Source organism: Vibrio chemaguriensis (assembly GCF_012275705.1).
Classification (GTDB): Bacteria; Pseudomonadota; Gammaproteobacteria; order Enterobacterales; family Vibrionaceae; genus Vibrio; species Vibrio diabolicus.
In genome coordinates this window covers 248,661-274,271 of sequence record NZ_SHOE01000003.1, presented here as the reverse complement: position 1 = coordinate 274,271, position 25,611 = coordinate 248,661, and the positions used below count along the sequence as shown (strand labels likewise).

The 25,611-nt window shown below is 43.4% G+C and carries 21 protein-coding genes; 10 read left to right on the top strand and 11 right to left on the bottom strand.

The window, feature by feature from the left end:
- Positions 1-93: 93 nt before the first annotated feature.
- Both EX191_RS05285 and EX191_RS05280 read right to left on the bottom strand, forming a co-directional pair.
- Entirely contained in the window at positions 94-576 is a 483-nt protein-coding gene (locus EX191_RS05285) for a DUF1097 domain-containing protein (RefSeq protein WP_005395520.1), read from the bottom strand.
- 433 nt (positions 577-1,009) lie between these two features.
- A complete protein-coding gene (locus tag EX191_RS05280; protein WP_193447289.1) occupies positions 1,010-1,915 on the bottom strand; it encodes a LysR substrate-binding domain-containing protein in 906 nt (301 codons plus the stop codon).
- Between the two features lie 304 nt (positions 1,916-2,219).
- Between EX191_RS05280 and focA the strand changes: the two genes are divergently transcribed.
- Complete coding sequence (gene focA, locus EX191_RS05275; protein WP_012842317.1) at positions 2,220-3,671, top strand: formate transporter FocA; 1,452 nt, start codon at positions 2,220-2,222, stop codon at positions 3,669-3,671.
- Between the two features lie 138 nt (positions 3,672-3,809).
- Here focA and EX191_RS05270 read toward each other — a convergent pair whose 3' ends face one another.
- From EX191_RS05270 to EX191_RS05260, 3 genes are all read right to left on the bottom strand, one after another.
- Positions 3,810-4,379, bottom strand: coding sequence for a YceI family protein (locus EX191_RS05270; protein WP_005395526.1), 570 nt, complete (start codon positions 4,377-4,379; stop codon positions 3,810-3,812).
- Positions 4,376-4,915: a cytochrome b gene (locus EX191_RS05265; protein WP_012842319.1), complete on the bottom strand. Its 540-nt coding sequence runs from the start codon at positions 4,913-4,915 to the stop codon at positions 4,376-4,378. Before EX191_RS05265 ends, EX191_RS05270 begins: the two co-directional genes overlap by 4 nt.
- A gap of 174 nt (positions 4,916-5,089) precedes the next feature.
- Positions 5,090-5,332 carry a DUF2164 domain-containing protein gene (locus tag EX191_RS05260; protein ID WP_005395529.1) on the bottom strand — a complete coding sequence of 81 codons (243 nt, stop codon included), beginning with the start codon at positions 5,330-5,332 and terminating at the stop codon, positions 5,090-5,092.
- A gap of 186 nt (positions 5,333-5,518) precedes the next feature.
- On the opposite strand from EX191_RS05260, the gene EX191_RS05255 reads away from it, so the two are divergent.
- Both EX191_RS05255 and EX191_RS05250 read left to right on the top strand, forming a co-directional pair.
- Positions 5,519-6,151 carry a hypothetical protein gene (locus EX191_RS05255; RefSeq protein WP_193447288.1) on the top strand — a complete coding sequence of 211 codons (633 nt, stop codon included), beginning with the start codon at positions 5,519-5,521 and terminating at the stop codon, positions 6,149-6,151.
- 186 nt (positions 6,152-6,337) lie between these two features.
- Entirely contained in the window at positions 6,338-7,126 is a 789-nt protein-coding gene (locus EX191_RS05250) for an EAL domain-containing protein (protein WP_005395532.1), read from the top strand.
- 27 nt (positions 7,127-7,153) lie between these two features.
- On the opposite strand, the gene EX191_RS05245 is transcribed toward EX191_RS05250, so the two are convergent.
- Together EX191_RS05245 and EX191_RS05240 are read right to left on the bottom strand one after the other, a co-directional pair.
- On the bottom strand, positions 7,154-8,413 hold the full coding sequence (locus EX191_RS05245) for a DEAD/DEAH box helicase (protein ID WP_167394224.1): 1,260 nt from the start codon (positions 8,411-8,413) through the stop codon (positions 7,154-7,156).
- Between the two features lie 67 nt (positions 8,414-8,480).
- Entirely contained in the window at positions 8,481-9,083 is a 603-nt protein-coding gene (locus EX191_RS05240; protein ID WP_193447287.1) for an acyl carrier protein phosphodiesterase, read from the bottom strand.
- A 568-nt stretch (positions 9,084-9,651) separates the two neighbouring features.
- On the opposite strand from EX191_RS05240, the gene EX191_RS05235 reads away from it, so the two are divergent.
- Positions 9,652-11,082, top strand: coding sequence for a methyl-accepting chemotaxis protein (locus tag EX191_RS05235; protein WP_005397610.1), 1,431 nt, complete (start codon positions 9,652-9,654; stop codon positions 11,080-11,082).
- Positions 11,083-11,511: 429 nt separating this feature from the next.
- On the opposite strand, the gene EX191_RS05230 is transcribed toward EX191_RS05235, so the two are convergent.
- Together EX191_RS05230 and EX191_RS05225 are read right to left on the bottom strand one after the other, a co-directional pair.
- Entirely contained in the window at positions 11,512-12,180 is a 669-nt protein-coding gene (locus EX191_RS05230; protein WP_182033651.1) for an HAD-IA family hydrolase, read from the bottom strand.
- Positions 12,181-12,374: 194 nt separating this feature from the next.
- Positions 12,375-12,884, bottom strand: coding sequence for a hypothetical protein (locus EX191_RS05225; protein ID WP_006742250.1), 510 nt, complete (start codon positions 12,882-12,884; stop codon positions 12,375-12,377).
- A gap of 266 nt (positions 12,885-13,150) precedes the next feature.
- On the opposite strand from EX191_RS05225, the gene EX191_RS05220 reads away from it, so the two are divergent.
- From EX191_RS05220 to glgC, 4 genes are all read left to right on the top strand, one after another.
- Positions 13,151-13,621 carry a CreA family protein gene (locus EX191_RS05220; RefSeq protein WP_005397614.1) on the top strand — a complete coding sequence of 157 codons (471 nt, stop codon included), beginning with the start codon at positions 13,151-13,153 and terminating at the stop codon, positions 13,619-13,621.
- Between the two features lie 232 nt (positions 13,622-13,853).
- Positions 13,854-15,158, top strand: a complete 1,305-nt coding sequence (locus EX191_RS05215; RefSeq protein WP_193447286.1) for an inosine/guanosine kinase — start codon at positions 13,854-13,856, stop codon at positions 15,156-15,158.
- A 236-nt stretch (positions 15,159-15,394) separates the two neighbouring features.
- Positions 15,395-17,143, top strand: a complete 1,749-nt coding sequence (locus EX191_RS05210; RefSeq protein WP_193447285.1) for a formate--tetrahydrofolate ligase — start codon at positions 15,395-15,397, stop codon at positions 17,141-17,143.
- A gap of 411 nt (positions 17,144-17,554) precedes the next feature.
- Positions 17,555-18,772: a glucose-1-phosphate adenylyltransferase gene (gene glgC / locus EX191_RS05205; protein ID WP_193447284.1), complete on the top strand. Its 1,218-nt coding sequence runs from the start codon at positions 17,555-17,557 to the stop codon at positions 18,770-18,772.
- Positions 18,773-18,869: 97 nt separating this feature from the next.
- On the opposite strand, the gene EX191_RS05200 is transcribed toward glgC, so the two are convergent.
- Together EX191_RS05200 and EX191_RS05195 are read right to left on the bottom strand one after the other, a co-directional pair.
- Positions 18,870-22,034, bottom strand: a complete 3,165-nt coding sequence (locus EX191_RS05200) for a chitinase C-terminal domain-containing protein (protein WP_193447283.1) — start codon at positions 22,032-22,034, stop codon at positions 18,870-18,872.
- Between the two features lie 277 nt (positions 22,035-22,311).
- Complete coding sequence (locus EX191_RS05195) at positions 22,312-23,193, bottom strand: AraC family transcriptional regulator (RefSeq protein ID WP_193447282.1); 882 nt, start codon at positions 23,191-23,193, stop codon at positions 22,312-22,314.
- 206 nt (positions 23,194-23,399) lie between these two features.
- Here EX191_RS05195 and EX191_RS05190 point away from each other — a divergent pair, with 206 nt between their 5' ends.
- Positions 23,400-24,548, top strand: coding sequence for an iron-containing alcohol dehydrogenase (locus tag EX191_RS05190; RefSeq protein WP_006742257.1), 1,149 nt, complete (start codon positions 23,400-23,402; stop codon positions 24,546-24,548).
- A 296-nt stretch (positions 24,549-24,844) separates the two neighbouring features.
- A complete protein-coding gene (locus tag EX191_RS05185; protein ID WP_104972557.1) occupies positions 24,845-25,492 on the top strand; it encodes a lysoplasmalogenase in 648 nt (215 codons plus the stop codon).
- The last annotated feature ends 119 nt before the right edge of the window (positions 25,493-25,611 follow it).

The window sequence follows — 25,611 nt, the reverse complement described above, 5'->3', positions numbered from 1 at the left end:
GTGTGCTTGTATCAAACATCATTAATTTTGATTAAAGGTATTGAGAGGGATAAAACTCAATACACAGTGGATACAAATAAGATCGGGGGTTCACTACTGTGCTTGCTCAGCAAGCGTAGAAGAAGTAGTGCTTGATTTCGTATGCAACCAAAGTCCAGTCGCTTTCATTAGATAACCAAACACACCACCTAGCAGCAAAGATGGAATGACAAGTTGCCAGTTTCCATCAGCGGCAAATGTTGCGCAGGAACCAATAAAAGTGCCTGGAATGTACGCGAGCCAAGCCTGTTTCGCTTGAATACACATGAAAAATGCCACAATAGCGGTAATCACATAACCGATAATTTCCAAACCAACGTAAGTTGAACCGTGGATAATTACCATTGCCCAGAATACACCCGTCATATTAGTGATTAAGCTGATACCAAGTCCTTTCAATCCACTAGTTGGCGCAGCAAAGTAGCTCGTGCAACCTAAAAAACCAGCCCAAGAAAGCAAACCTAAAGAAATGGCGATCCAACCCCATACGCCAGATAAAATTCCAGTAGTGATAGAGATAGCTAAAAGTGTCGTCATGGTAGTCGTACCTGCTTGGCTATTATCGTACCCATATGGCTCAATAACTGCCTTCATACATTGAAATCAAGGACACATGTTAGATACATCAGTCTTGTTTATCGGTGATAATGATCACAATAAGATTATAACAATTTCATGACTTGCACTAAAAGTTTGACGCAACCGATAAATCAACAGATTTAGGGAATGAGTATTTCTAGTGCTAGGTAAAAAGGATGTGTGTTGGATAGCTCCAATAGGTCACTCCAGCAAGCTTTAACGAGACTGGGAAGCTAATATCGGCGTGCAGAATCATGGGTCACCAAGTGAGTGCATAAAAGCTCCTGAATCACACTTGTTCTTCGAAGTTCAGTATACTGTACATAGAAATATGCCACTCCCAATTAAGCGAGTGGCATTGCTGTGCTTCTAGAGTGTATTGAGTAGTAACTTACAATACCGAAGGCTTACCTTTCATCATGCGCAGACCTTCTCGTTTAATGCAGTCGACTAGTGGGTTTTCTGCCATATCAGCTCGCCATATAAATGAAAGTGTCCTTTCCATTTTTAGCTCGGGCACATTTAACGCAACAAGATGACCCGCTTCTATATATCGCTCTACATCTAAATACGGTAAACAAGTAAGGTACTGGCCGTTAGCAACTAAGCTGCGTAACACCGGAACGTGCTCGTACTCTCGCCACACATCCAAATCTTCAATTAGATGATGAATAGAGCTATCAAATGTTTTTCGTGTGCCAGAGCCATGCTCTCTCAACACCCACTTCGCTTGTTCTAACTGCGCGAGGCTTACAGATTGATTGCGAGCAAAAGGATGATGAGATGCAGCGACAACAGTAAGATGGTCTCGGCACCAGACTTCTTGGTGCAAACGGTTATCGTCACAACGCCCCTCGATGATCCCTAAATCATATTTATAATCTAATACGCCATCAATAACCCCTTTTGTACTCTGCACACCAAGGGAAATACGCATTTCTGGAAAGTCATTATCAATGATACTGATAAGGTCTGGAACCAGATGCTCTGCCGGAGTTTGACTCGCGCCCATGCGAATCTCACCGCTTAACAAATGTTGCTCATAAAAGCCCATTTCAATCTGCAGTGCGTCTTGTAATAAGCGTTTTGCTTTTGGTCGTAACCACATACCCCAATGGGTTAACGCCATTTGCTTGCCCTGCCTTTCAAATAAAGGCCTGCCAAGCATTTTTTCTAATTGCGCAAGCGACATACTTGTCGCTGATTGTGTCAAAGCCAGTTTCTCTGCGGCCTGGCTTGCACTGCCGGTATCTGCAACTGCGTCAAAAACCGCTAATTGCTTAAGTGAGTAGCGCAAAGTGTCCTCCATTATTGGTGAGTATTTTTCATACCCTCACAATCGTTAAAAACATGCCCCAATAAGCAATAGAGTTCATTTTACCTAGCCGCATAAAGTTATCAATTAATTTGATGAGGTTTCTAAATATTATCAATTTTACCTACCAAACCCTTCTCCTTATTCTGACTGTGCGGTTCGGGAACACCGCAAGCCTCAATGACTTTGAGACTGAAGTCATTGAGGCTTCTAAATAAAAACAACAATTTCATTTTTGAGTTAATAACCAAGGAGTTTTTATGCGATTACAAATTAAGGAGTCAATATGGCGGTGACCAGCTCTCAAAATCACCAGTACTTTTCTCCAAAAGAAATGATGGCTGAAGCGGAAAAATTTGCGTTAAGTAAAGCAAACAAAACCAGCAGTATGACACTGAGTCTTGCCATCATGGCGGGCGCGTTCATTGGATTGGCGTTCTTGTTTTACATCACGGTGACTACTGGCAGCGCTGGCGCTGGTTGGGGCTTAAGCCGTCTTGCTGGCGGATTAGCATTTAGTATGGGCTTGATCCTCATCGTGATCTGCGGCGGTGAACTATTTACCAGCTCAGTTCTTTCCAGTATCTCATGGGCCAATAAGCAAATCTCGTTCGGAAAAATGCTTTCTATTTGGGGCAAGGTTTACGTTGGCAACTTCATTGGTGCGATGTTCCTACTTGCGCTAGTTACTGCAGCTGGTCTTTATCAAATGGATAGCGGTCAATGGGGGTTAAATGCGCTTAACATCGCGCAGCACAAGCTTCATCACACTCTCATTCAGGCGTTTGCGCTCGGCATCCTTTGTAACCTATTGGTCTGCCTCGCGATTTGGTTAACGTTTAGCTCTGCAAATGCAATGACAAAAGCAGCAATGACAATCATGCCTGTGGCCATGTTTGTCAGCAGTGGCTTTGAACACTGTGTCGCGAACATGTTTATGGTTCCACTTGGCATTGTTATCGCGAATTTTGCACCTGAGTCTTTTTGGGCCTCCGTCGGTGTGCCCGCTTCACAGTACGCAGACTTAAATATTGGCCACTTTATTACCGCTAACTTAATTCCTGTCACGCTTGGCAACATCGTCGGCGGAGCGGTTTTAGTTGGTCTTGCAAACTGGTGTATTTTTCGCCGACCAGAACTAAAAGCAGCGAATATATCTTCTATCACAACGACTACAACACTCTCGTCAGTTAAGGATTTCACCATGAAAAACGCATCTTTTGTTAAAGACATTATGAACCCAAAACCAGTTACCATCAGTGCAGAAACACCGATAGCAATCGCACTGGATGTGCTACTTGACAACAACGTAACTAGCGCACCTGTTGTAGACGTACAAAATCGATTGGTTGGTTTCTTCTCTGCTCACGATGTGATGGTAGAACTATGGTGTGAGGACTACATTCCGGTGAAAGACCAAAAAGTCGTCGACATCATGAGCCGCGATGTGGTCGCAATTGATGCTGGTGATCGTCTCGTTGATGTTGTCGAATTCCTATGTATCGATAAAGAGCAGTTGTACCCAACGAGCAGCATGGGCATCGCCACTCGCATGACGTCTTTATCTTTAGAAGAACGCGCAAAAAGCATCAAAGTGAGCAAGCCACAAGTACTTCCTGTACTTGAAAATGGCCAGATGGTCGGTGTTGTTACTCGTACTGAAGTATTAAAAGCACTACGCCCGATTTTTGGTGAGCGTTTAAACCTAGTAGAAAAAAACGAGTTAGAAACAGCGTAATTCATTAAACGCTTGCAACGTCTGTTGGCTTTCAATCGCTGTCACTGACTTGCTTGCCAATGTTGTCGATTGTGATTGAGGTAATAAAAAAGCGCTCTTTCGTTGAAGAGCGCTTTTACTGTATCTAAAAGAAGTTCGTTACTTCTTAACGCCTTCGATATGAAGTTCCATATCAACATAGCTTGAAGCACCCATTACTGGGATATCAAAGTCAGCAAGCTCAAGGCGAGTGTTACCAACGAAGCCAGCGCGCTCACCACCCCATGGGTCACTACCTGCGCCAACAAATTCAGCTTCGATAGTAATAGGCTTAGTAACACCGTGTAGCGTTAGATCACCAGTTACATCTAGCTTGCCATTACCTTTATCAACCACTTTTGTGCTTTTAAAGGTCGCTTCGCTGTATTTGCCAGCATCAATGAAGTCACCACTACGAATGTGCTTGTCACGTTCAGCGTGGTTGGAGTCTAAGCTAGTTGTATCAACAACAACATTCACTTTTGAATCAGCAATGTTGTTCTCATCAAAAGAAAAGTCACCAGAAAATGTATTGAAACGACCTTTGATGAAGCTGTAACCCAAGTGGCTAACTTTAAAGTTAATTGAAGCGTGAGCACCTTTGGTATCGATGACATAATCTGCAGCTTGCGCACCAAATGGTAGTGCCATAGCGATAGCTAATCCTGTAGCGAAGAGTGACTTTTTCATTTTGAAGCTCCTAACATTTTTCTTAATGTGTTGTCTTTATCGATAAAGTGGTGTTTAAGCGCAGCAATAGCGTGCAAACCTGCTATCAGGATGACGGCCCAAGCTGCGTAGAAGTGAATTTCACCCGCTATGTCTGATTGTCCTGGGAATAACTCTCCCGCTCCTGGCACGGTAAACCAATTAAACACTTCGATACCGCGTCCATCAGACGTTGAAATGAGGTAACCTGAAACAAAGATGGTGACCAATAGTAGGTACATAACACCATGCGCTGCTTTAGCAGCAAGCACTTCGTAAGGTTTGCCTTCTACCTTTGGTGACGCCGTAACATGTTTCCATACAATGCGTGCCAAAGTTAAAATAGCGAGTAAAATACCGACAGAGCGATGGTAATGTGGCGCAGTTCGATACCATTCGCTGTAATAGCTAAGGTCGACCATCCACAAACCCACTGCAAATAGACCAATAATGCACAGCGCAGATAACCAGTGCATCACGCGTGCAGTAAGGTTGTAATTCTTTACCAGTGTATCCATCTCAAGTTCCTAGATATATTCCTAAGTTAATGTTGAGCAAGAAACACTACATTAACCTATTTACGTCATATGAAATAGATTATTTACCATCATTTACATCCAGCCAATGGCACCGTATCTATCAAGTTGTTCGAATTTTTTGAAGGAACTTTAAATCGTTTATAAAACTGAAACTTACAGCTTAACTTCTTGTTCTATCTCATACAGCTCTTCGGACACTTCTAACATTCTACGTTCAACCAGTGATTTTGCATCTTCCACCCCCTTGTTGTAATAAATTGGCCCTAGTTTTTCTGTAATGAAATCAATAAGAAATTCACTATCGAACTGGCCAATCTCAACATCTAGTTCGTCCTGCATATAATCTTGAATGGCGGTTGCCAGCGTTTCTTTTTGTGCACGTTCTAACTTTATCATCTTTGCCCTTTTTCAGAATTTTGTTCTATGTGTGCTTCTATCGTCTTGCTCTCTTAAAGAGTAGGCGCGATCATTTGTGAGAAATTTGGTGTTTAGATCAAGAAGTTGCCGAAGTAAATTAGTCTATTCTCAAAAGACTATGCTAACCTTTTGCAGTTCGTTTTGTTAATTATTAAGGGATATTCTTTGCTACTCGACCTAGTGATTCAAAGTGTTAATGATTTTCAAGACGACTGTCTTAAGCTGTGTGAAAAGCATTACCCTGCGGTACATAACCAAGGCATGAGTGAGCATCATCTTGGTCTCGCGCTTTCAAGACGAATGGAACACACTTTCCGTCACTTCGGATACAACAGCGTGGTAAAACCAATTGAAGTTTTAAATACGCCGGATCTGCCTCATCACTATCGTATTTCATCCGAAATAGGTACGGTTTGGGTCCTGAGCCACCATATGGTCAGTGCGGGAAAATCTTGTCGAGAGAACTTACTCTCATCAATTACGGAATGGCAAAGCGAATATGGTTATGCGCTGCAACCGAATGATCTACTCTTTTTAGTTTGTGATCATTGGATCAGTCGCAGCAAAACGAGCCGAGAGTTGCTTCATTGGTGGATGGGTGAACTGCCCGATCAGATCAACGAATACACGGAGCAAGGCATCACGCTGTACACCAGCGAATCGCAGCTCACGCAATCGTTAGACACTCGATTTGGCATCAGTCCTTGTTACATTAAGTTTGGTCATCCTTTACGTCGCTCGAACAAACAACAGTTGGTCAGAAAATACTTACAACTGTATGCAGTACTACAATGGTAACATCAAATTGCAATAGGAAGATGGTCAGTCATTTCATCAATTTGTTTGATATCACTCGACAAATCTAATCATCTCTTACCATCATTCTTGCTTGAGTTCATGAGCCCACTTAGATTCAGTGCCAATGAAATAAAAAGTTAGCGCGATAGCGCTGATGTAGAAGCATTGATTTAGGTTGTTGTAACAATGATGAGCACCTCGCAACTCCTTAGTTGCATCCGCAAACAAGCCGACGGGCAATATATTGCGAAATACGCAAAGCTCACTCTTCGAAGTGTCTTTCAACCTATATATAAAAAAGATATTTCTATCGTTGGCCTTGAGGCACTAGTAAGAATTACCAATGCTAATGGCACCATGATCAGGCCAGATCAGTTTTTCCAATCAAAAACCATTGCCGCTCAAGACCTACTCAATGTCGAACGCTTAAGTCGCCTAATTCATATCAAAAACTTTGCCCAATCTCACTTTCACAATAAACAACTGTTTCTTAATGTATTACCAGAAGCAGCAAAAATACTAGCCAGAGACATCACGTACAATAGGCTGCTAAAACAAACCATTTATCAATCTCATTTAGTAAATGAACAAATCGTCATGGAGTTGCTTGAGTTGAACGTAGAAGACGAGTCCTCTTTGTCGCAAGCAGCTCGTGAATTAAGCCAAGGCGGGTTTAAATTGGCGATCGACGATTATGGCGTCAATGCATCAACAATTGAACGAGTGAAAGGCGTTCGTCCAGACATAATAAAAATGGACCGCTCGCTAATGCTGAGATACGAAAATGGTGACTGGAAAGCTCTAGTCGATGCATTATCACTAGCAAGAACGTTGCGCTCTAAAACCGTTATCGAAGGAATTGAAACCGAGCATCAACTTAACTTAATGAAAAAACTCGGTTTCGATATGTATCAAGGATACCTACTCGCTATCCCGCAAACGTTAGACGTTTATGAAGAGGCAAAAACAGCCTGACTATGTAACAACAAAAGTTTGTGCGGTTTAGCGAGAGTTACGTGATTTACCACGGTTCTTATGAATCGCTAATTTTGCTTTTAGCTTACGCTTCTCTGATGAACGGCTTCGACGGCGTCCATTACCATTTTTCTCAGGCTCGACTTCTTCTATAAGGCTTGGCTCGAAGCCTGCCAACCATTCTTGCGGTAGTCGTTGATCAAGCAAATTCTCGATAGCATGCAATAAATATTCTTCATCTCGACTCATTAGAGAGACAGCTAAACCTGACTTTCCTGCACGGCCAGTACGGCCTATACGGTGGACATAATCTTCGGCTTTAAATGGCATATCAAAGTTCACCACTTGCTCTAACTCTTGAATATCCAGTCCTCGTGCTGCTACATCTGTCGCAATCAACGCACGCACCTTACCTTGTTTGAACTCATCCAACGCTCTTTGACGCGCACCCTGTGACTTATCCCCGTTAATTGAAACCGCTTTTATGCCATCTAACTTAAGCTCTTTTGCTAGCTCATCGCTACCTTGCTTAGTTTTTGTAAATACAAGCACTTGCTGCCAATTGCGCGAGCCAATCAAGTACGCCAATAATTCACGTTTACGCTTTTTGTCTACCGGATAAACCATCTGTTTTACCGTTTCAGCCGTCGTGTTTGCTGGTGACACTTCAACTTCAACCGGCGATTCCATGAGTTTGTACGCAATAGTCTTTATTCGCTTTTCAAATGTCGCAGAGAACAACAGAATCTGTTTTTCGGCGGGTAAACGTCGGAAGATGCGTTGCAAGTCAGGCCAGAATCCCATATCTAACATACGGTCGGCTTCGTCTAGAACGAGCATACTGGTTTTGGAGATGTTTACGTTGCCATTAAACAGATGATCCAAAAGGCGGCCTGGTGTTGCAATCAAAATATCAGCGCCCTCTTCTAACTTCCTCTTTTGTACGCCAATGCTTGTACCACCATAAACACACACAATGCGAAGTTCGGTTTGTGCAGAGTACTGATTCAAATTATCAAATACCTGCTGCGCAAGCTCGCGTGTTGGAACCAAAACCAATGCTTGAGGCGTACCGTTGAGTTTCTTTTGCTGAACGGTTTGTATAATAGGTAAACCAAACGCAGCTGTTTTCCCCGTACCAGTTTGTGCAGCAGCAAGTAAGTTCTTTCCTTCAAGGACATGTGGAATAGACTTTTCTTGCACTGGTGTTGGCGTCACGATATTTAGATTGCTTAGCGTCTCGATTAGCTTTTGTTCAATACCTAAGTCAGCAAAATTAACAGACATGTGTAACCTCATTATTTTTGGAGCGCAGAGTTTACCAGAGCCCCAATAGCCATACTACTTTTCTATTTCATTGGGCTGAATCAATAAGATGTTGGTGAAAATCATACGACTGGCGTAAAACGTCTCGATAGAGTGTCGAGAACTTCTCTTCCAATACTGTGTAATCACTCTCAATCACTTTAAATGTTGTAGTAAGGTCAGCCATTCTCGGGCTTCTTTGCGACATTCGATGTAGTGCAAATTCGATATTATCCAGGTCTTGGTATGACTGAAGCCATCGACCGTGCCACATCCTGCTGTGGAGCACCAAAAAGCGCGGCGGCAAATGTTCATTAACGTCACGGTTTACTCGCTCGTATGCCAAGTCGACAAAGTGTTCGAGAGATACGGCATAAAAGTCGTTCCAGTGTTTTGCGAGACAATGGTCCCAGAACATATCGAGAGCGATAGGGGCAAAGCGCCGCGCAGTACCTTTGAAGTGAGGTTTGCATTCGTTAACAATAGGATGGTGATCAGTAATGCGGTCAACAAATCTATGTAATTTGATGCCGTTCGAGATATCACGTTCATACAGCTTGCTTGGATCTCCTTTTACGAAGTCTCCAAGCAAGTTTCCCAATAAATGGCTGTTACAGTGGTCTGCGATATGCAGGTGGGCTAGAAAGTTCATCCGACGCCAGTTTTGGCCTTTAAGGCTTGGTGTGACATGAACTTAGTATAACGTCAATTACGACGAGATGAGAGTGTTCCGCTATTCGGCTTCGTTGTCTGAGCCAACGTATTCCGACAAGATAATGCCAATTTCAAGCGCATCTAGCAGCTCTAGGCTCTCATCGTTTTGGTATTGGTCGCTCATTGTGACCTCCTTTATTTTAAGCTCTCTTGCTTGTACTTGCTGACGGCTTGGCCTTGCCATATCCACGTCAACAACTCCTTTTTATAGTCTTTATATGACACATTCATGACAGCGAGAAGTAAAGATTTAAAAACCTATGAGCAGAATCAAAAGTAAACGTTTGCAACCAGATTTCATATCTACTTAGCACTTCAGAGAAATAGCTCTTTTATCAATATTTATGTCAATTTAAAGATATAACATACCGTTATAGGCGTCCTTAGATCTCATTTCTTAAACTAAATTTAGTTTTCGTTACATATTTTGCTGATTAACTTCGCATATTTTGTTTCGATATAGCAATAGATTTGGTCAATATCTTTTATCTCTAATGGAGCTTTAAATGAGAGAAGTTGAGTTTAGAACGATAGACAGGCTGTTTATCAAGATGTCTATCAACGACAAAATGTGGGTTATATTCCTGCTGTTTTTAGTAGCCCTCACTTCTGTGGCTGGAAGCCGCTACTTCAATGAAATACAACAATTTAAACAACAAGCGATTTCTGCTAGCGAAGCGAAACTTTCTGGTATTGTTGACGCTCAACCAGGTCATGTTCCACAAATTGACGGCGTATCGAAATCAAGTCGCGTAAGCGAGAGCTCTTTTGTTGATGGCTCTGTCACCGCTTATGCAAAGTTGCATTCTGGCGAAGTGATTAAGTTGACTCAAAACGTATCCGCGCAATACGAATCTGCAAAGTCGTCAGCCTTAACCTCTCTGTTACTCAGCTTTTTATGGGTTGTTCCTTTTGCCCTTTTCTCTTACTGGGTTGCGACCTTTATAGGAGGCGCCCTGTGGGTTTTATATACGACAACCGAAAAAATTGGTGAAGGTGATTTAACCTCTCGCCTTGGTTTTCATCCTGGCCGAGACGAGTTTGGCACCATTGGTTGCGCGTTAGATAAATCTATGGACACCTTAAGTGAACTGGTTAACAGTGTGAAAAATAATGCGGCTACATTGAGTGAGACATCTTCTGCATTCGAAAAAGATATGCAGTTGAGCGAAACGCAGATATCTCATCAATATCAAACACTCGATTCCGTCGCGACAGCAATGGAAGAAATGACAGCCTCTGCAAAAGAAGTATCCAGCATTTCCCAACAAGCGACGATGCAATCCGATCAGGATGCTCAAAAGATCGAGCTAAGCAGAAATCGCGTGCAAAATGTGATTGGAGAAATTGAGACGTTATCCAGCTATATTGAACAGGCTTCCACATCAGTAACCAATTTAAATGAAAACACGACGCAGATTAATGACGTTATCACAACGATCAATGCCATTTCAGAACAAACCAACCTATTGGCTCTGAATGCGGCAATTGAAGCGGCACGCGCCGGGGAGCAAGGTCGTGGATTTGCTGTGGTTGCTGATGAAGTGCGTACATTGGCAAGCCGAACTCAACAGGCAACAGTAGAAATTCAAGCCATGATTGAGAAACTACAAGCCGAAAGCCAGAACATTGCTTCAATCACTGATCGAACCGTTCAACAAGCGCAAACCAGTAGCCAGCTTATTGATGAAATTGGTCATGATGTGACGTCCATTGCTGAATCCGCACGCTCATTGATGGACATGAGTATCCAAATTTCCACCTCAGCAGAAGAACAAAGCGCAGTCGCCAACGATATTGCATCTGAGCTTTCAGAAATTCGCAGCCAGTCGAGCACAATCAGAGAAGTTGCAGAGCAATCTACCGTAGGGGTAGCTAATCTCACTCAGGCGTCAGTGTCTCTTGGTGAGGTATTACAACGCTACCGCACAGCATAACTTTGCAGCATTTATGATCAACAAGGGCTCCTCAGGAGCCCTTTTCTTTAAACCGTTTTCAGCCGTTATCGTCGATATTTTCTACTACACACAAGTGGATATTTGAAGTGAATCTCAAGTTCTCGCTGTACCTGATGAAATAATGTTCATAAACAAAGCGTTCCGCTATGCTTAATCCTGCCAATTCCAATTTGCTGCTGGAAAACAATATGAATAATTACAAAGATACAAAAGACATCGAAAACCTAAGTTGCCCTCTCTGCCAGGGGGATGAATATCTCATTTCATCGGATGGAGAGAAATTCACATGCGCTGCTTGCGGATTTCATACAAAAAGCTTCTCATCCATCCAATGCCTACATCAAACCCCTTACCTACAGTCCAAACTTAAACATATCCATAGCTTAAGTACGGTGTGCCATTAAGAGATTAAACAGAGCAGCTAAATAGCTGCTCTTTTAATTCATCTAAATGTTGAATGCGAATTACGCGTTCATCATCAACACGATTGATTGCCTCACCATTAAATAGCTGTACGGTTTTAATGCCAGCGTTTAATCCCGCTTCTACGCCTTTAGGTGTGTCATCAATATAAAGGCAGTCGCTCGGTAAAAAGCCCATGCTCATTGCACTGTACATAATTAAGTCAGGTTCAGGCTTCCAACTATTCGCATCGAATGCAGAGAACACTTTCCCCTGGAAAGCATCGAGCAATCCTGTTAACTCCAATGCGTATTCTATTTTATCTTTCGGCCCATTGGACGCGACACAATATTCGATATTATGCGAATCTAAAAACTGAATTAATCGCTTTGCGCCATCCATCGGCTGTAAGTAGCGAACAAAAAGAGACTGGACTTCTTCACGGTATTGCGGCTCTAAGACATCAATAGGGACTTTGATATCTTTCAGCTCTTTAGTATCTAAAAGAATGTCAGCGAGCTTTCCTCCTTTAAAATGAGAAACGCACTCTTCCATCGTTAATTCTGCGCCATGCAGGTTAAATACATTGACGAGAGCTTGGCAACACAATCGTTCACTATCGACCAACGTACCATCACAATCAAATATCACGCACTTAATATTGGTAATTGCCATAGCCATCTCCAGACATCTTAAAGGCTAATGCCCTAGCTGATTTTAAAAATGTTGGCTTAATCTTATTTAAGTTTGGGATTGTTGAAACGACGAGCTTGGCATTTCATGGAAATAGAGGGGAGCAATTACAGTTTTTCTAAGCAAGATCACCTATCGTCATCTTGCTTTGCTTTTTATGCATTTGAGTGCGCAAATTAGCTTTCAATAATCACCGAATCTAAAAGCTTGTGTTCGGTACTTAGTCTTTTAGCAAGATCCGCCACAAACGAACTCTTGTATTTTGATTCAGAAACCGCGACATCAGAGATAAGCGTGTTTCCTTCAAGGTGGCTAATAATAGCGGCACCAATTGGAGCTCCAGATTTAAAACCAACATATAATTCAAAATCTGGCGTTAGAATTATCTGAGTGAGATATTCCACAATCATATCTTTATCGTACTGTTGATCCCAACGCTGAGACTGCAGGACAGAAAACATGATAGTAAGCCGGTGAAAATCGACCAGAAAAATATCGTCAGAGCTAAATTCAGAATTACTCTCAAGTAGCGTGTCTTTGTCGACCACTTGATAGGTTGCTTGTTCTAGTGCTTTGAAATAGACATCACGCCCTTTCAGACTCTCTGGTGTTGGAAATTCAACTTCAACCAGATCATACAGCCATGTATTTTTACGCTCGATACTGGCTAACTGTTGTTCATTCATTTTGATACCTTAGTTGCAAAACGAAATGTGCAAAGTGTTTCATTCTCACATAGAGTGAAGCTTAGACAGAGCGACAAGCGATATAAAGTCAAACATATTGGGAGAAAGTATGGTCACTCTAACTCATCATTTCGTTTAGAGCAGTACATTAGCATGAAGCCTACAACAAACCTAGCGTACGTAGACCTTTCCTTGGCTAAATTTTGTTTTAGTTGCAAACCTCTGATAGATTTCATCAATATCTTTCCTAGTTAAGGACAAAAATAATGAAAAAGATGCTGTTAAGTGCATTGCTTGCTACTACGCTGGTTGGTTGTTCAGATAACGATGTTGCTGATGTAGGACTCGGTTGGTTTACTTTGAAAGACATCAAAGTAGGTGAATTAAAAGACGAGGTAGTCACGGGGGTAACGTGTCATATAGCTTCTATCGAAGCCGATTTTAGCTTAGCGGATCCAAGTGACAGCTCAATATCATGTCGTCAGACTGGCGAAATCACGCCGGAAATGATTGCAAAAATAGATAAAAGTAAGTCTGGCGAAATTGTATTTAAGAAGTCAAAAAGTATTTTCTTCAAAACCATGAAGGTTCGCCGAATTTATGATGCAGACAACCAAACCTTACTCTACCTGTCTTACACAACAAAAGAGACAGACGGTAGCTTTAAGCACAGCCTATCGACGGTTCCACTTTGGGGCACCAAGGCTTACGTTGAACCAACTGAAGTGAAAAAGTAACGCAGCTAATTTTGGGTAGCTCCAAGCTCGTTGTTAAAGAGAATAACCGATCAACAATCTGAAAAGCGACCAATTGCAGTACTATAAGCATCAGTAATTTAGGCTATCTTGGTCGCAATTTCTCCAGCTCGCTGATTTTTTCAGCGGGCGAACTTCTTTGTAATAAAACGCCACGATTTTCATTTTTTTGTGATACAATCCCGTCTCTTTTTTTTCTCACTCAAGAACAAGCATGAAGTTTCCTGGTCAGCGTAAATCTAAACACTACTTCCCAACTCACGCTCGAGATCCATTAGTAAACCAAATCCGACAAGCGCCTAAGCTATATCGCCCAACTATTGTTGGTGTCGGTCAAACCATCGTAGATATCGAAGCGCGTGTAGATGATGCGTTTTTAGAAAAATACAACCTAAGTAAAGGACATTCACTCGTTCTTGAAGAAAGCAAAGCAGATGCACTTTACGAAGAACTGGTTGAGCAAGGCCTAATCACACACCAATACCCAGGTGACACGATTGGCAACACGCTCCACAATTACTCAGTATTGGCGGATAGCAAATCCGTTTTGCTCGGTGTGATGTCCAAGAACATTCAAGTTGGTTCTTTTGCTTACCGTTACCTTTGCCGCACGTCTTCACGCATGAACCTCAACCACCTACAAACGGTAGATGGTCCTATTGGTCGTTGTTATACCCTGATTTCTCAAGATGGCGAACGCACATTTGCTATCAATGAAGGTCACATGAACCAACTACTTCCGGAAAGCATTCCTGAAGAGATCTTTGAGAAAGCATCAGCTCTGGTTGTTTCTTCTTACCTAATGCGCGGTAAAGAAGAGGATCCAATGCCGAAAGCAGTACAAAAAGCGATCGACTTTGCCAAGAAGCACGATGTCCCTGTTGTACTAACTTTAGGCACAAAATACGTTATCGAAGGTAACGCGCAGTGGTGGCAAGAGTACATTCGCGAGAACATATCTGTTGTTGCAATGAATGAAGAAGAAGGCGCCGCATTAACAGGCGAGACAGAACCGCTAGCGGCTGCTGATAAAGCACTTGAGTGGGTCGATCTTGTTCTATGTACTGCAGGGCCAAATGGCCTATACATGGCAGGTTACACCGACGAAAAAGTAAAACGAGAAACCACACACGACATTCTTGAAGGTTCAATTGAAGCCTTTAACCAATACGAATTTAGTCGTGCGATGCGTAAAGGAGATTGTGAGAAGCCAATTAAGGTATACTCTTACATTGGTCCTTACCTGGGTGGTCCACTAGAGATTAAGAACACCAACGGCGCAGGTGATGCGGCGCTTTCTGCTTTACTGCATGATATGGCTGCAAACTCTTTCCATCAAAAAGAAGTGCCTAACTCAGAAAAGCACGAAGTACGCTGTTTGACTTACTCATCACTTTCTCAGATCTGTAAATATGCAAACCGAGTAAGCTATGAAGTGTTGACGCAACACTCTCCTCGCCTATCGCGAGCACTTCCTGAACGAGAAGATAGCTTAGAAGAAACTTACTGGGATCGTTAAGATCACAGCTTTAAAGCTAAAAATACATCAAGGTCACCATTTGGTGGCCTTTTTGTTTTGATCTGGCGCAGTAATTAGTAGATTTTGTTAGTATGTAGCACAGTATAGAGCAGTAAACTCTTTACATACCGAATCGAAACCGTACTATCACCGAGCAAACGTTTGCCCAACAATAATACTTGCTCCAACTCAGATTGTTTTTCAACACTACCTGCGAGTCACTTTAGGGATTATCCATGCAGTCAGATATTGAAATTTGCCGAAACACACCACTTTCTTCTATTGATGTTATTGCGGAAAAAGTAGGGTTATTACCCGAAGAATATGACACTCACGGGAAGCATAAAGCCAAAGTCCATCCAAAATGTTTGGATCGGCTCAAAGAGAATGATAACGGTAAGCTTGTGCTTGTTACTGCGATCACTCCTACCCCACTTGGCGAAGGAAAAACCGTTACAACAGTCGGACTGGCGCAAGGTTTAGCTAAGCTTGAACAATCCGTTATCGCATGTATTAGACAACCTTCTATGGGACCTGTATTCGGTATTAAAGGCGGTGCTGCTGGCGGTGGTTATTCCCAAGTTGCTCCAATGGAAGAACTGAACTTGCACCTTACTGGTGACATCCATGCGGTGACGGCGGCGCATAATCTAGCTTCAGCCGCGCTTGATGCTCGCTTGTATCATGAACAGCGCGAAGGCTATGATGCCTTTGAAGCACGTACTGGATTAAAGGCACTTAAAATCGATACGGCAAGCATTACTTGGAAACGAGTAATGGACCATAATGATCGTGCACTACGTAAAGTCAAAATTGGGTTAAATGAGCCAGGAAAAGTCATCAATGGATTCGAACGCGACGAAGGGTTCGATATTTCTGCCGCGTCTGAGTTAATGGCTATCATTGCACTGGCTAAAGATTTGAAAGATTTACGTCAGCGTATCGGGAAAATTGTCGTAGCGTACGATTTGAACGGAAACCCCGTAACCACGGAGGATCTGCAAGTTGCAGGAGCAATGGCAGTGACATTAAAAGAGGCCATTGCACCGACACTGATGCAAACTCTGGAAGGTGTTCCTACGTTGATTCACGCAGGCCCGTTTGCGAACATCGCCCATGGAAATTCATCCATTATTGCCGACGACATCGCGCTAAAGCTATCAAGTTACACAGTAACAGAGGCGGGGTTTGGTTCGGACATGGGATTTGAGAAAGCGTGTAACATTAAAGCTGCCGCCGCCAGCAAGGCGCCAGATTGTGTAGTGATAGTAGCGACATTACGCGGCCTCAAAGCAAATTCTGGACACTACGATTTACGACCAGGTATGGCCATTCCAGATTCCATTTTTAATCCAGACCAAGCAGCATTGGAAGCGGGATTTGAAAACTTAAAATGGCACATTAATAACGTCCATAAATATGGCATTCCAGCTGTTGTCGCTATTAACCAGTTTCCGCAAGATTGTGAGAAAGAGCTTAAAATACTTAAAGAGCTGGTTCAGAAGTTTAATCCGGAAGTTAAAGTCGCTATCAGCACCGCTTTTGCGCAAGGCGGGCAAGGCACTACTCAGTTAGCTCAACATGTTATTGACGCTTGTACCCAGCCTACAGAGTTTCGTCCTTTATACAGTAAAGAACAATCGTTACACGAAAAACTCATGGCTGTGTGTGAAGCTGGCTATGGTGCCGCCAATATAGAAATGAGTTCCCTTGCTACTGAACAGCTCAACCATTTTGAAAATCTAGGTTTTAACAACTTAGCGGTTTGCATAGCGAAAACTCCACTATCGATAACAACAGATTCCGCTGTCAAAGGCGCGCCGACAGGTTTTACCGTCCCTATCCGCGAGTTACGTCTGTGTGCTGGCGCTGGGTTTGCGTATGCGTTATCAGGCACGGTGATGACGATGCCAGGTTTGCCTGATAAACCTGCATTTATGAATTTAGACCTTGATGATGAAGGAAATATCGTCGGTCTCTCTTAGTGTAGCAACAACGTATAGTTGACTATAAAGGAAGCACGTTTAAAGAGTGAGTGGTTTACTTCTATATCCACTCACTTTGAACAGACGAAGAGACATGCTTGATTATCTTTATCTCACTGTTTTATCCTCACTTTACATTGTAAATCCATACTTATTTTCTCCCCCTTCCCTATAATCTTGCGCCAATTTGATGCGCGGCCTACTTAGCACTTCACTAATGTGGTGCAATTACCTTGCGATGAACTTTTAACCCCTTTGATTTTTAAAGAGATATTCTATGGCTCGAATCTTGTACTAAAGTTTGCAGTAGTAAACACATCAGCACATGCACTTTCAAAACCTCTGCGCTGTACACCACTTCCTCCTGGTTAGCACCGTTTTGATGCATGCAAAAAAGGGAAAGGGAATAATATGGAAGACGCACTCGCCGTAATTTTAGCTGGAGGGATGGGGTCTAGACTCAGCCCACTCACCGATGACAGAACCAAGCCAGCAGTACCTTTTGGCGGAAAGTATAGAATTATAGATTTCACACTAACCAACTGTTTACACTCAGGTTTACGTAAAATCCTTGTTTTGACCCAATACAAATCTCATTCACTTCAAAAACACTTGCGAGATGGTTGGTCAATATTCAACCCAGAGCTTGGCGAGTACATTACTGCGGTTCCACCCCAAATGCGCAAAGGTGGTGCATGGTATGAAGGAACTGCTGATGCGATTTATCACAACATGTGGTTACTATCGCGCAATGATGCGAAGTATGTGGTTGTGTTATCCGGCGATCATATCTATCGAATGGACTACGCCGCAATGCTTGAAGAGCATAAAGAGAAAGGTGCTAAGCTCACCGTTGCCTGTATGGATGTTCCCGTAGAGGATGCTTCAGCATTCGGGGTAATGGGCACCGCAGAAAACGGGCTAGTTACTTCATTTATAGAAAAACCAGAATGCCCACCCACCCTTCCTGGACGCAAAACTAGAAGCCTCGTTTCTATGGGGATCTATATCTTTGATATGGATGTTTTAAAAGAAGCACTCGAAGACGACTCAAAACTCGATTCATCAAGTCATGACTTTGGAAAAGACATCATACCTAAGCTGATTGATACGGAATCCGTTTACGCTTATCAATTCTGTGGCAGTAAAGGGCGCGTCGATAAAGATTGCTATTGGCGCGACGTGGGTACCATTGATTCCTTCTATGAAGCGAATATGGATCTGCTAGAGCCAGTACCACCAATGAACCTATATCAATCCAATTGGGCGATTCGTACTTACGAGCCGCAGTTTCCACCAGCTCGTACTGTATCGTCAGCCACGGGCAATGAAGGTATTTTTATTAACTCCATCATTGCTACCGGTGTCATCAATTCTGGAGGCTCAGTACAGCATTCCATTATTTCCTCTAACGTACGCATTCAAGACAGTGCCACGGTAGTCGATTCCATCATTTTTGATGACGTAGAGGTCGGTGAAGGAAGTCAGTTGGTCAACTGCATAGTTGATAAACATGTTCGTATTCCGCCACATACTCAAATTGGCATCAACAAACTAGAAGATGCGAAGCGATTTAAAATCTCAGACAAAGGTATTGTCGTCATACCCGAAAGTTACCAATTCGACTAAACGACAAACCATCGCAACAAAAAAGCGCACGATCATCATCGTGCGCTTTTGTTTAAGTGCCTATTAACGTTAGGCTATAACAAATAATACATAATAATTAGATGTTACATACCGTTGACCAGCTACCATCTGTGCCCGGCTCAGCCGCTGTCCACCAGTTCGCTTGGTAAACCACACCGTTGTGGATGATCTTATCACCTTGGTTAGCGTGGCTTGGGTTACCAGCCCAATCCGTTTGTGGTAGAGCTGGGTATGTCACTAAACCTGTCGTATCACACGTACCTGGTTCAGTAGTACCACCATCACCCGAGCCTGCATTTAGGTCGCCAATTGGTAGTTCTGGCTGTTCAAACTTGAACGCAAACTCTTTACCACCAGAAATCACTGAGTAGTTAGCCGGACCAGAGATTGGTAGGTAGTAAACCATATCAAGCTCGTAAGTACCGCCCGCAGGTAAATCTTTCCAAGCAGGTAGAGAGAACGATACGCGGTGCATTACGCCATCTAAGCCACCGATGTTGTTTGCTCGAGTATGTCCAGAAGCAATGACTTTCAAACCGCCACCAGATTGATCTTTCGCGTTATCAGGAGCTGATACTGGGATATCAAACTGGAATTCAGTACCACCAGGGATCGCTTGACCAGTGTTGTTCGTAAACGTGATCTTCGGATTAATTGGGTAGTTTTGGTCGCCAACCTTAAAGCCGCCAACGCTGACTGCAATGTCTACCGCTTCTGTTGGTGTCGGACCCGTCGCGACTTTATTACCGTACGGTGTTGCAGACTTAAACTTGTCGTAGATAGCTTTGGTCATAGTGTTACCCATGTGGTACTCACCATTACCAGCCGCACAAGCTTGTTCAGTTGCATCTACTGCCGTACGATTACCATTTGCATCCAGTACGTAACAGTTGTAGTCACCTGCCAGTTCCCAGAACATAATACCGCCGATTTCTTTATCGATAACGTAATCAGCTTTCACTTCGATAGAAGCTTTATCTTCCGTAGACAGGAACACGCTCTTCTCTGCGTTCCACAACCAAGGCGCTACAGCAACGCTATCGTAATGACGAGTATATGTACCAACAAGCTTATCTGAAGGATCGTTAACTGGATCCAGACCGTACGCGGCTGCGTAAGAGCCCCAGATACCATTTTCTAAGTTCTTCGCATGCCACATTGGGTTAGAGCCAGCGCCCATTTCGTTGCCTTTAGGGTCGGTATCGTGCCACATGTTGTCGATACCAATAGCACCGTGACCACAGTTGTTCTTCTCCCCTTCACCGGTACCTGGTTGACACTCTGCTTGGTTTGGTAGTGCAGCTCGGCCCCATAGGCCATTTTCACCACCAGTAACACCTTGCCAACCACGGGTGTAGTAAGGAACACCGATGTTGATACGACCTGCTGGCATAGAACCACGGAAATAGTGGTAAGCCCAGTCTGTGTTCAAGTAACCGATACCACCGTATGCAGCAGTGCCGTATACGTTCCACTGGGCTAACTCCGAGTCTTTACCTGTATCGAATAATGCTGCGTTGTGACCAACGTGATCATTCCAAGCCCCATGCAAGTCGTAAGACATGATGTTTACGTAGTCTAGGTACTTAGTTACATCGAAGGTTTCCATACCACGCAGTAGGTAACCTGAAGATGGTGCTGCGATAGTCAGCATATAATGAATGCCATCTTGCGCGGATGCCGCGTCAAGTTTCTCACGCAATACTTTCATCAGCTCTTGGTAAGACGCCCATAGATACTGACGACGTGGTTCCATGAAGTCTTTGTCGTAAGGGTTACCAGCACCAGCCATTGATGTTGGGTATTCATAGTCAATATCCAGACCGTCGAACTTGTACTGACGCATCATTTCAACGGCTGAAGTTGCGAACTTCTCGATGCCAGCATGGTTAATAGAACCGTCTGCATTCGTCGTCATGGTGTAGAAACCACCGTCAGCCACACGATCGCCATTCGTATCGAAGTGACCGCCCGTTTCAGCCCAACCACCGATAGAGATTAGCGTTTTAACATCATGTTTTTGCTTGTAAGTCGCGAGCGCACCAAAGTGACCTTTAAAGCCAAGAGCAGGATCTACCTCAACGCCAGGCCAAGTTTTACCCGTAGCAGGGTTGTTAGGGTCATTAACGTCACCAACGTTTACTTTACCATCAGAACCAATGCTCACAAACGCGTAGTTAATGTGAGTAAGTTGCTCCCAAGGAATATCTTTAACAAGGTAAGTAGATTGAGGGTCCTCACCTGCGCGCCAGCTAGTAAAGTAACCAATCACACGACGTGGGTGATCGGCGCCCATTTTCTCGCGACCTTCTTCGTCATAAATAGAACAGTAAGGAACGTCTACACCCGTTGTTTGATACAAGCCATCAGGGCGGCAGTTAGATGTCACCGCGCCACCGTTTACCGTTAACGTCGCGAGTGCAGAATCTGCTGTTGCTCCAGCATCATCGGTTGCTCTCGCATAAACACTTAGCGAACCAGCTTGTGAAGGCGTTACATCAAGCGTGTATGGCGCAGTTGTTGCGGTGCCAGCAAGGACGCCCGCCACATAGAAATCAACTTTAGCAACGGTGCCATCCGCATCTGCGGCATTCGCAGTCAGTGTGACGGAGCCACCCAAGTCAATAGAAGTCGCAGAAAGCGCAACATCCACTGTCGGCGCTTCGTTACCAGGTTGTGCTGGTGCCACAGTTAACGTCACAGCACTTGCTGTGCTCACTGCACCTGCATCATCATACGCCTTAGTAGAGAATTCGTGCTGGCCTTCAGTCGCTGTCCATGACGCAGCATAAGGCGCAGACGTTGCCTGACCAACTAATACGCCATCAACAAAGAATTCTACTTTGCTAACGGTTCCATCGGTATCTGCTGCATCTGCAGCTAGGTTAACAACATCCCCCGCAGTCACAGAAGCCGACGCAGAAGGCGATGTCAGAGTAACAGTCGGGACTTCATTCTGAGGTGGATCAACCGGTCCAGTGCCATCACATGCGCCAAGTGTTTCCCACTCGCCCCACTCACCTGATTGCGCTGGGTTACTGTTTTGCGTCCAGTAACGTGCTTTGTAAGCATTACCTTCATGTTGAACTTGGTCACCACCGTTATAAACTTTTGATGATTGCCAAGTTTCTAGAGGGGCACAGTCAACCGCTGCGTAGCTATTGAAGGCCATAAGACAAGAAGCGGTGAGAGTGCTTAGTGTGAACACGCTTTTCACTGCGTTGCCGTTTTTAAGGTGCATAATCGCTCTTCCTTAAGTTATTGTTAAAACAATACTAAATGCGCTAAACAAAGCGCACTTATACTTTTATTTCGACGTAAAATAACTTAAGTACAAGTTGGTGATTTCACACTATCTATTTACGAGTTTTCCACACCGCCTCGCAACAATCCACTAAATGCTTGCAACAACGTACCTATTATTTGGCACCAGTAACTAATTTTATAAATCAAATAAATATGTCACTCGCAAATTAATAAAAAAGGCAAAAAAAGTCGTTATTTTGAAATAAAGATCACTAAGCCTTTGTTGACCTTGGCGTTTCATTAAAATGTCGCTTGTACTCGCGACTAAACTGTGATGGGCTCGTGTACCCGACCAGTCTCGCGGCATCATTAACACGTCGCCCCTCCAACTGGATTAACTCGCGCGCTTTATTAAGTCGAACTTTCTTAATGTATTGCAACGGAGATTCAAGCGTGACATTGCGAAAAGCTTGATGGAAAGCAGACACACTCATATTGGCTTCTTCTGCCAATGTTTGTACGCTCAACTGTTCATGGTACGCTTGATGAACACGATTCAGTGCTTTGGCCACTCTAGCGTAAGAGCCTTCTTGGTGTGCTAAGTCAAATAAAACATACCCTTCTTTGCTTACCAAAGTGCGATAAACAATTTCCTCAAGAAGTAGATCACCGAGCATGACAACATCAAGCTCATTACACAACGCGCTCATTAGTCGCTTGCATGCATCCAGCATACCTTCGCTCATGCGTACCGATTTAAGGCCGCAACGGGTAGCATCCAGACACTTATTACTGAATTTCTCAGCCTCAAGTTTTTTAACGAGCTTATGAAGAAGCGTTGGCGAAATATCTATCGAGATGCCAAGTAAAGGCTCATTGTTTGTCGCAAACGCTTCGCACTCCAGGGGCATGGGAACTCCTACGACAAGGTAATCATCGGGCCCATATTGGACAGGTGTATCACCAATATTAATGTTCTTATGTCCTTGACCTAAAACAATAATGCCAGACTGATAGACAAACGGCTGTCGATGATTTCCTTTGCTACTGCGATAAAACCATACGCCATCTATTGCGGTTTTCTTCATACCTTCTAAGTCATGCAGTCCCTGCTTTTCAACATATTGCTGCATGATATCTGCGAGAGTGTGCATTAGAGCGCTCCATCAATGACCAACGAGTTTGGTCTCTATTATTATTGTGAGCACTATACTTCCTCTCAACTTTAACTTTCTAGTTCAAGAGCATTAATTTTGTAGAAATAGGCAAATTATTTGCAGAAATCGACCTGTTAACGAACGTTAATCAGGACTAATATGCACGTATTCAATCTCCTTTACTGGAAGCAAGAGGGCTAATAATGAACTTTTCTTATGTAAACCCAACCAAGATTTTCTTTGGTCAAAAACAAATCGCTGCAATCAAAGAAGCTATCCCATCCGACCAAAAAGTTTTAGTGGTATACGGCGGTGGCTCAATTAAAAAAAATGGCGTGTACGACCAAGTCTCAGAAGCACTAGAGGGACATGAATGGCTAGAGTTTTCTGGTGTTGAGCCCAACCCAACCAAAGAAACACTCGATAAAGCGGTCGCAATGGTAAAAGAACATGGTGTTGACTTTATTCTTGCTGTAGGTGGTGGTTCAGTCATTGATGGCTCTAAATACGTAGCAGCAGCATCTAAGTATGATGGTGATGGCTGGGATATCATGATTGGTAAACACCAAGTCACTGAAGCGACGCCTCTAGCTGCAATTTTGACACTGCCAGCAACAGGCTCAGAGTCAAACATGGGCGCAGTCATCACTAAAAAAGAAACTCAAGACAAGCTTCCGTTCATGTCTCCAGCAGTACAGCCTAAATTTGCTGTGTTAGACCCGGATGTAATGAAAACACTTCCAGAACGCCAGCTTATCAACGGCATTGTTGACGCATGGGTGCACGTATGTGAGCAATACTTGACGCTTCCTACTGGCGCAATGGTTCAAGATGGCTATGCAGAAACACTGCTGAAAACCTTAAAAACACTCGGAGAACAGTTTGCCGAGCGAGACGACGATATGTGGCGCGCAAACTTAATGTGGTCTGCTAACCAAGCATTGAACGGGTTAATTGGTAGTGGCGTTCCACAAGACTGGGCGACACATATGATCGGCCATGAATTAACGGCTCTATGGGGCGTCGATCATGCACGTTCTCTTGCAATCGTCCAACCATCGCTACTTCGCAACCAAATGCAATTTAAACGTCCTAAGCTAGAGCAAATGGGTCGCAACGTATTTGGACTTGAAGCTGGAGACGACCTTGCTGAACGTACCATCGAAGCGATCGAAGCGTTTTATCATCAACTTGATGTCGCAACTAAGCTAGAAAACTATGGTGAAAGTCGTGAACAAGCGATCGATGCCATCATCGAACAACTCAACAAACACGGAATGACCGTTCTCGGTGAAAACCAAGCGATTACTCTTGAACGTAGTCGTGAAATTTTAGAACTCGCTGTTGCCTAACAGCAAAAACAGTTCACTGCCCTTTCTAGGGTTTAACGGTATTGTGACTTAACGGTCACAATACCGTTTTTTTATGCTATTTTGTAAGCTTCATCACGTTCAAATTCGGGAACTCCTCAAAATAACGATTAATCCCTACAAACTCATTGATCGTGTAGGTCAGTAAAGAGACAACTGTCCAGCTTTACACAAACAAAAATAAAATTGAATTCAAAGGTCTAACTTACTCATTTAATGGACCTTTTATTTGTTGTAGTTATCCACTACATTAGCTTGTCTGTTCGAGAATCCATTTTATGTGGCTAGTTGTTGTCGTATTAGCATTCATACATATCATCAGTATCCGTAAAGGTCCTAAGTGGGTCTTCTACGTATCCAAACCATTACCAGTGCTCTGTATGCTTGGGATTTTAATCCAGTCTCCTGCCTATCATATGCCATACACGCATTGGATTTTGGTTGGCTTATCGCTCTCGTTGCTTGGTGATCTACTATTAATGCTCCCTAGAGATAAGTTTATTACCGGATTAGTGCTCTTCTGCTCTGCACATCTCTCCTATAGCTACGGTTTTACCATCATGTCCGCTTGGCATTTTACGCCTTGGCTCCCTATTGCTTTATTTGGACTCGGTGTGTGTTTCTATTGGTTGTTTCGACCGGACCTTGGTCAAGAAAAGCTCCCGGTTGCCAGCTACATATTGGTATTGATGACCATGTGTTGGGCTGCTATCGAGTATTATTTGAGTGGAAAAACACAATCGTCCTCGTTTGCAGTGCTCGGAAGCTTTATCTTCATCGTTTCTGGTACCGTCTTAGCTTTTGAACGCTTCGGGGGACGATCCGTATTTTCGCGACAAGTCGTCATGGTGACCTACTATTCCGCACAAACATTGATGGTAATGTCCGTTGTTGCCATCGTTGTTCGTTATCCGTATCTCAGTTGAACTGACTTATTAGTAATAGCTTTTGTGCCTAATTCTTAAAACATTACTTTATCAAACACTAAAGTGAGCAGGTTCTTAATCTTAGAACCTGAATATAAGCTTGTTCTTAATGAAATAAT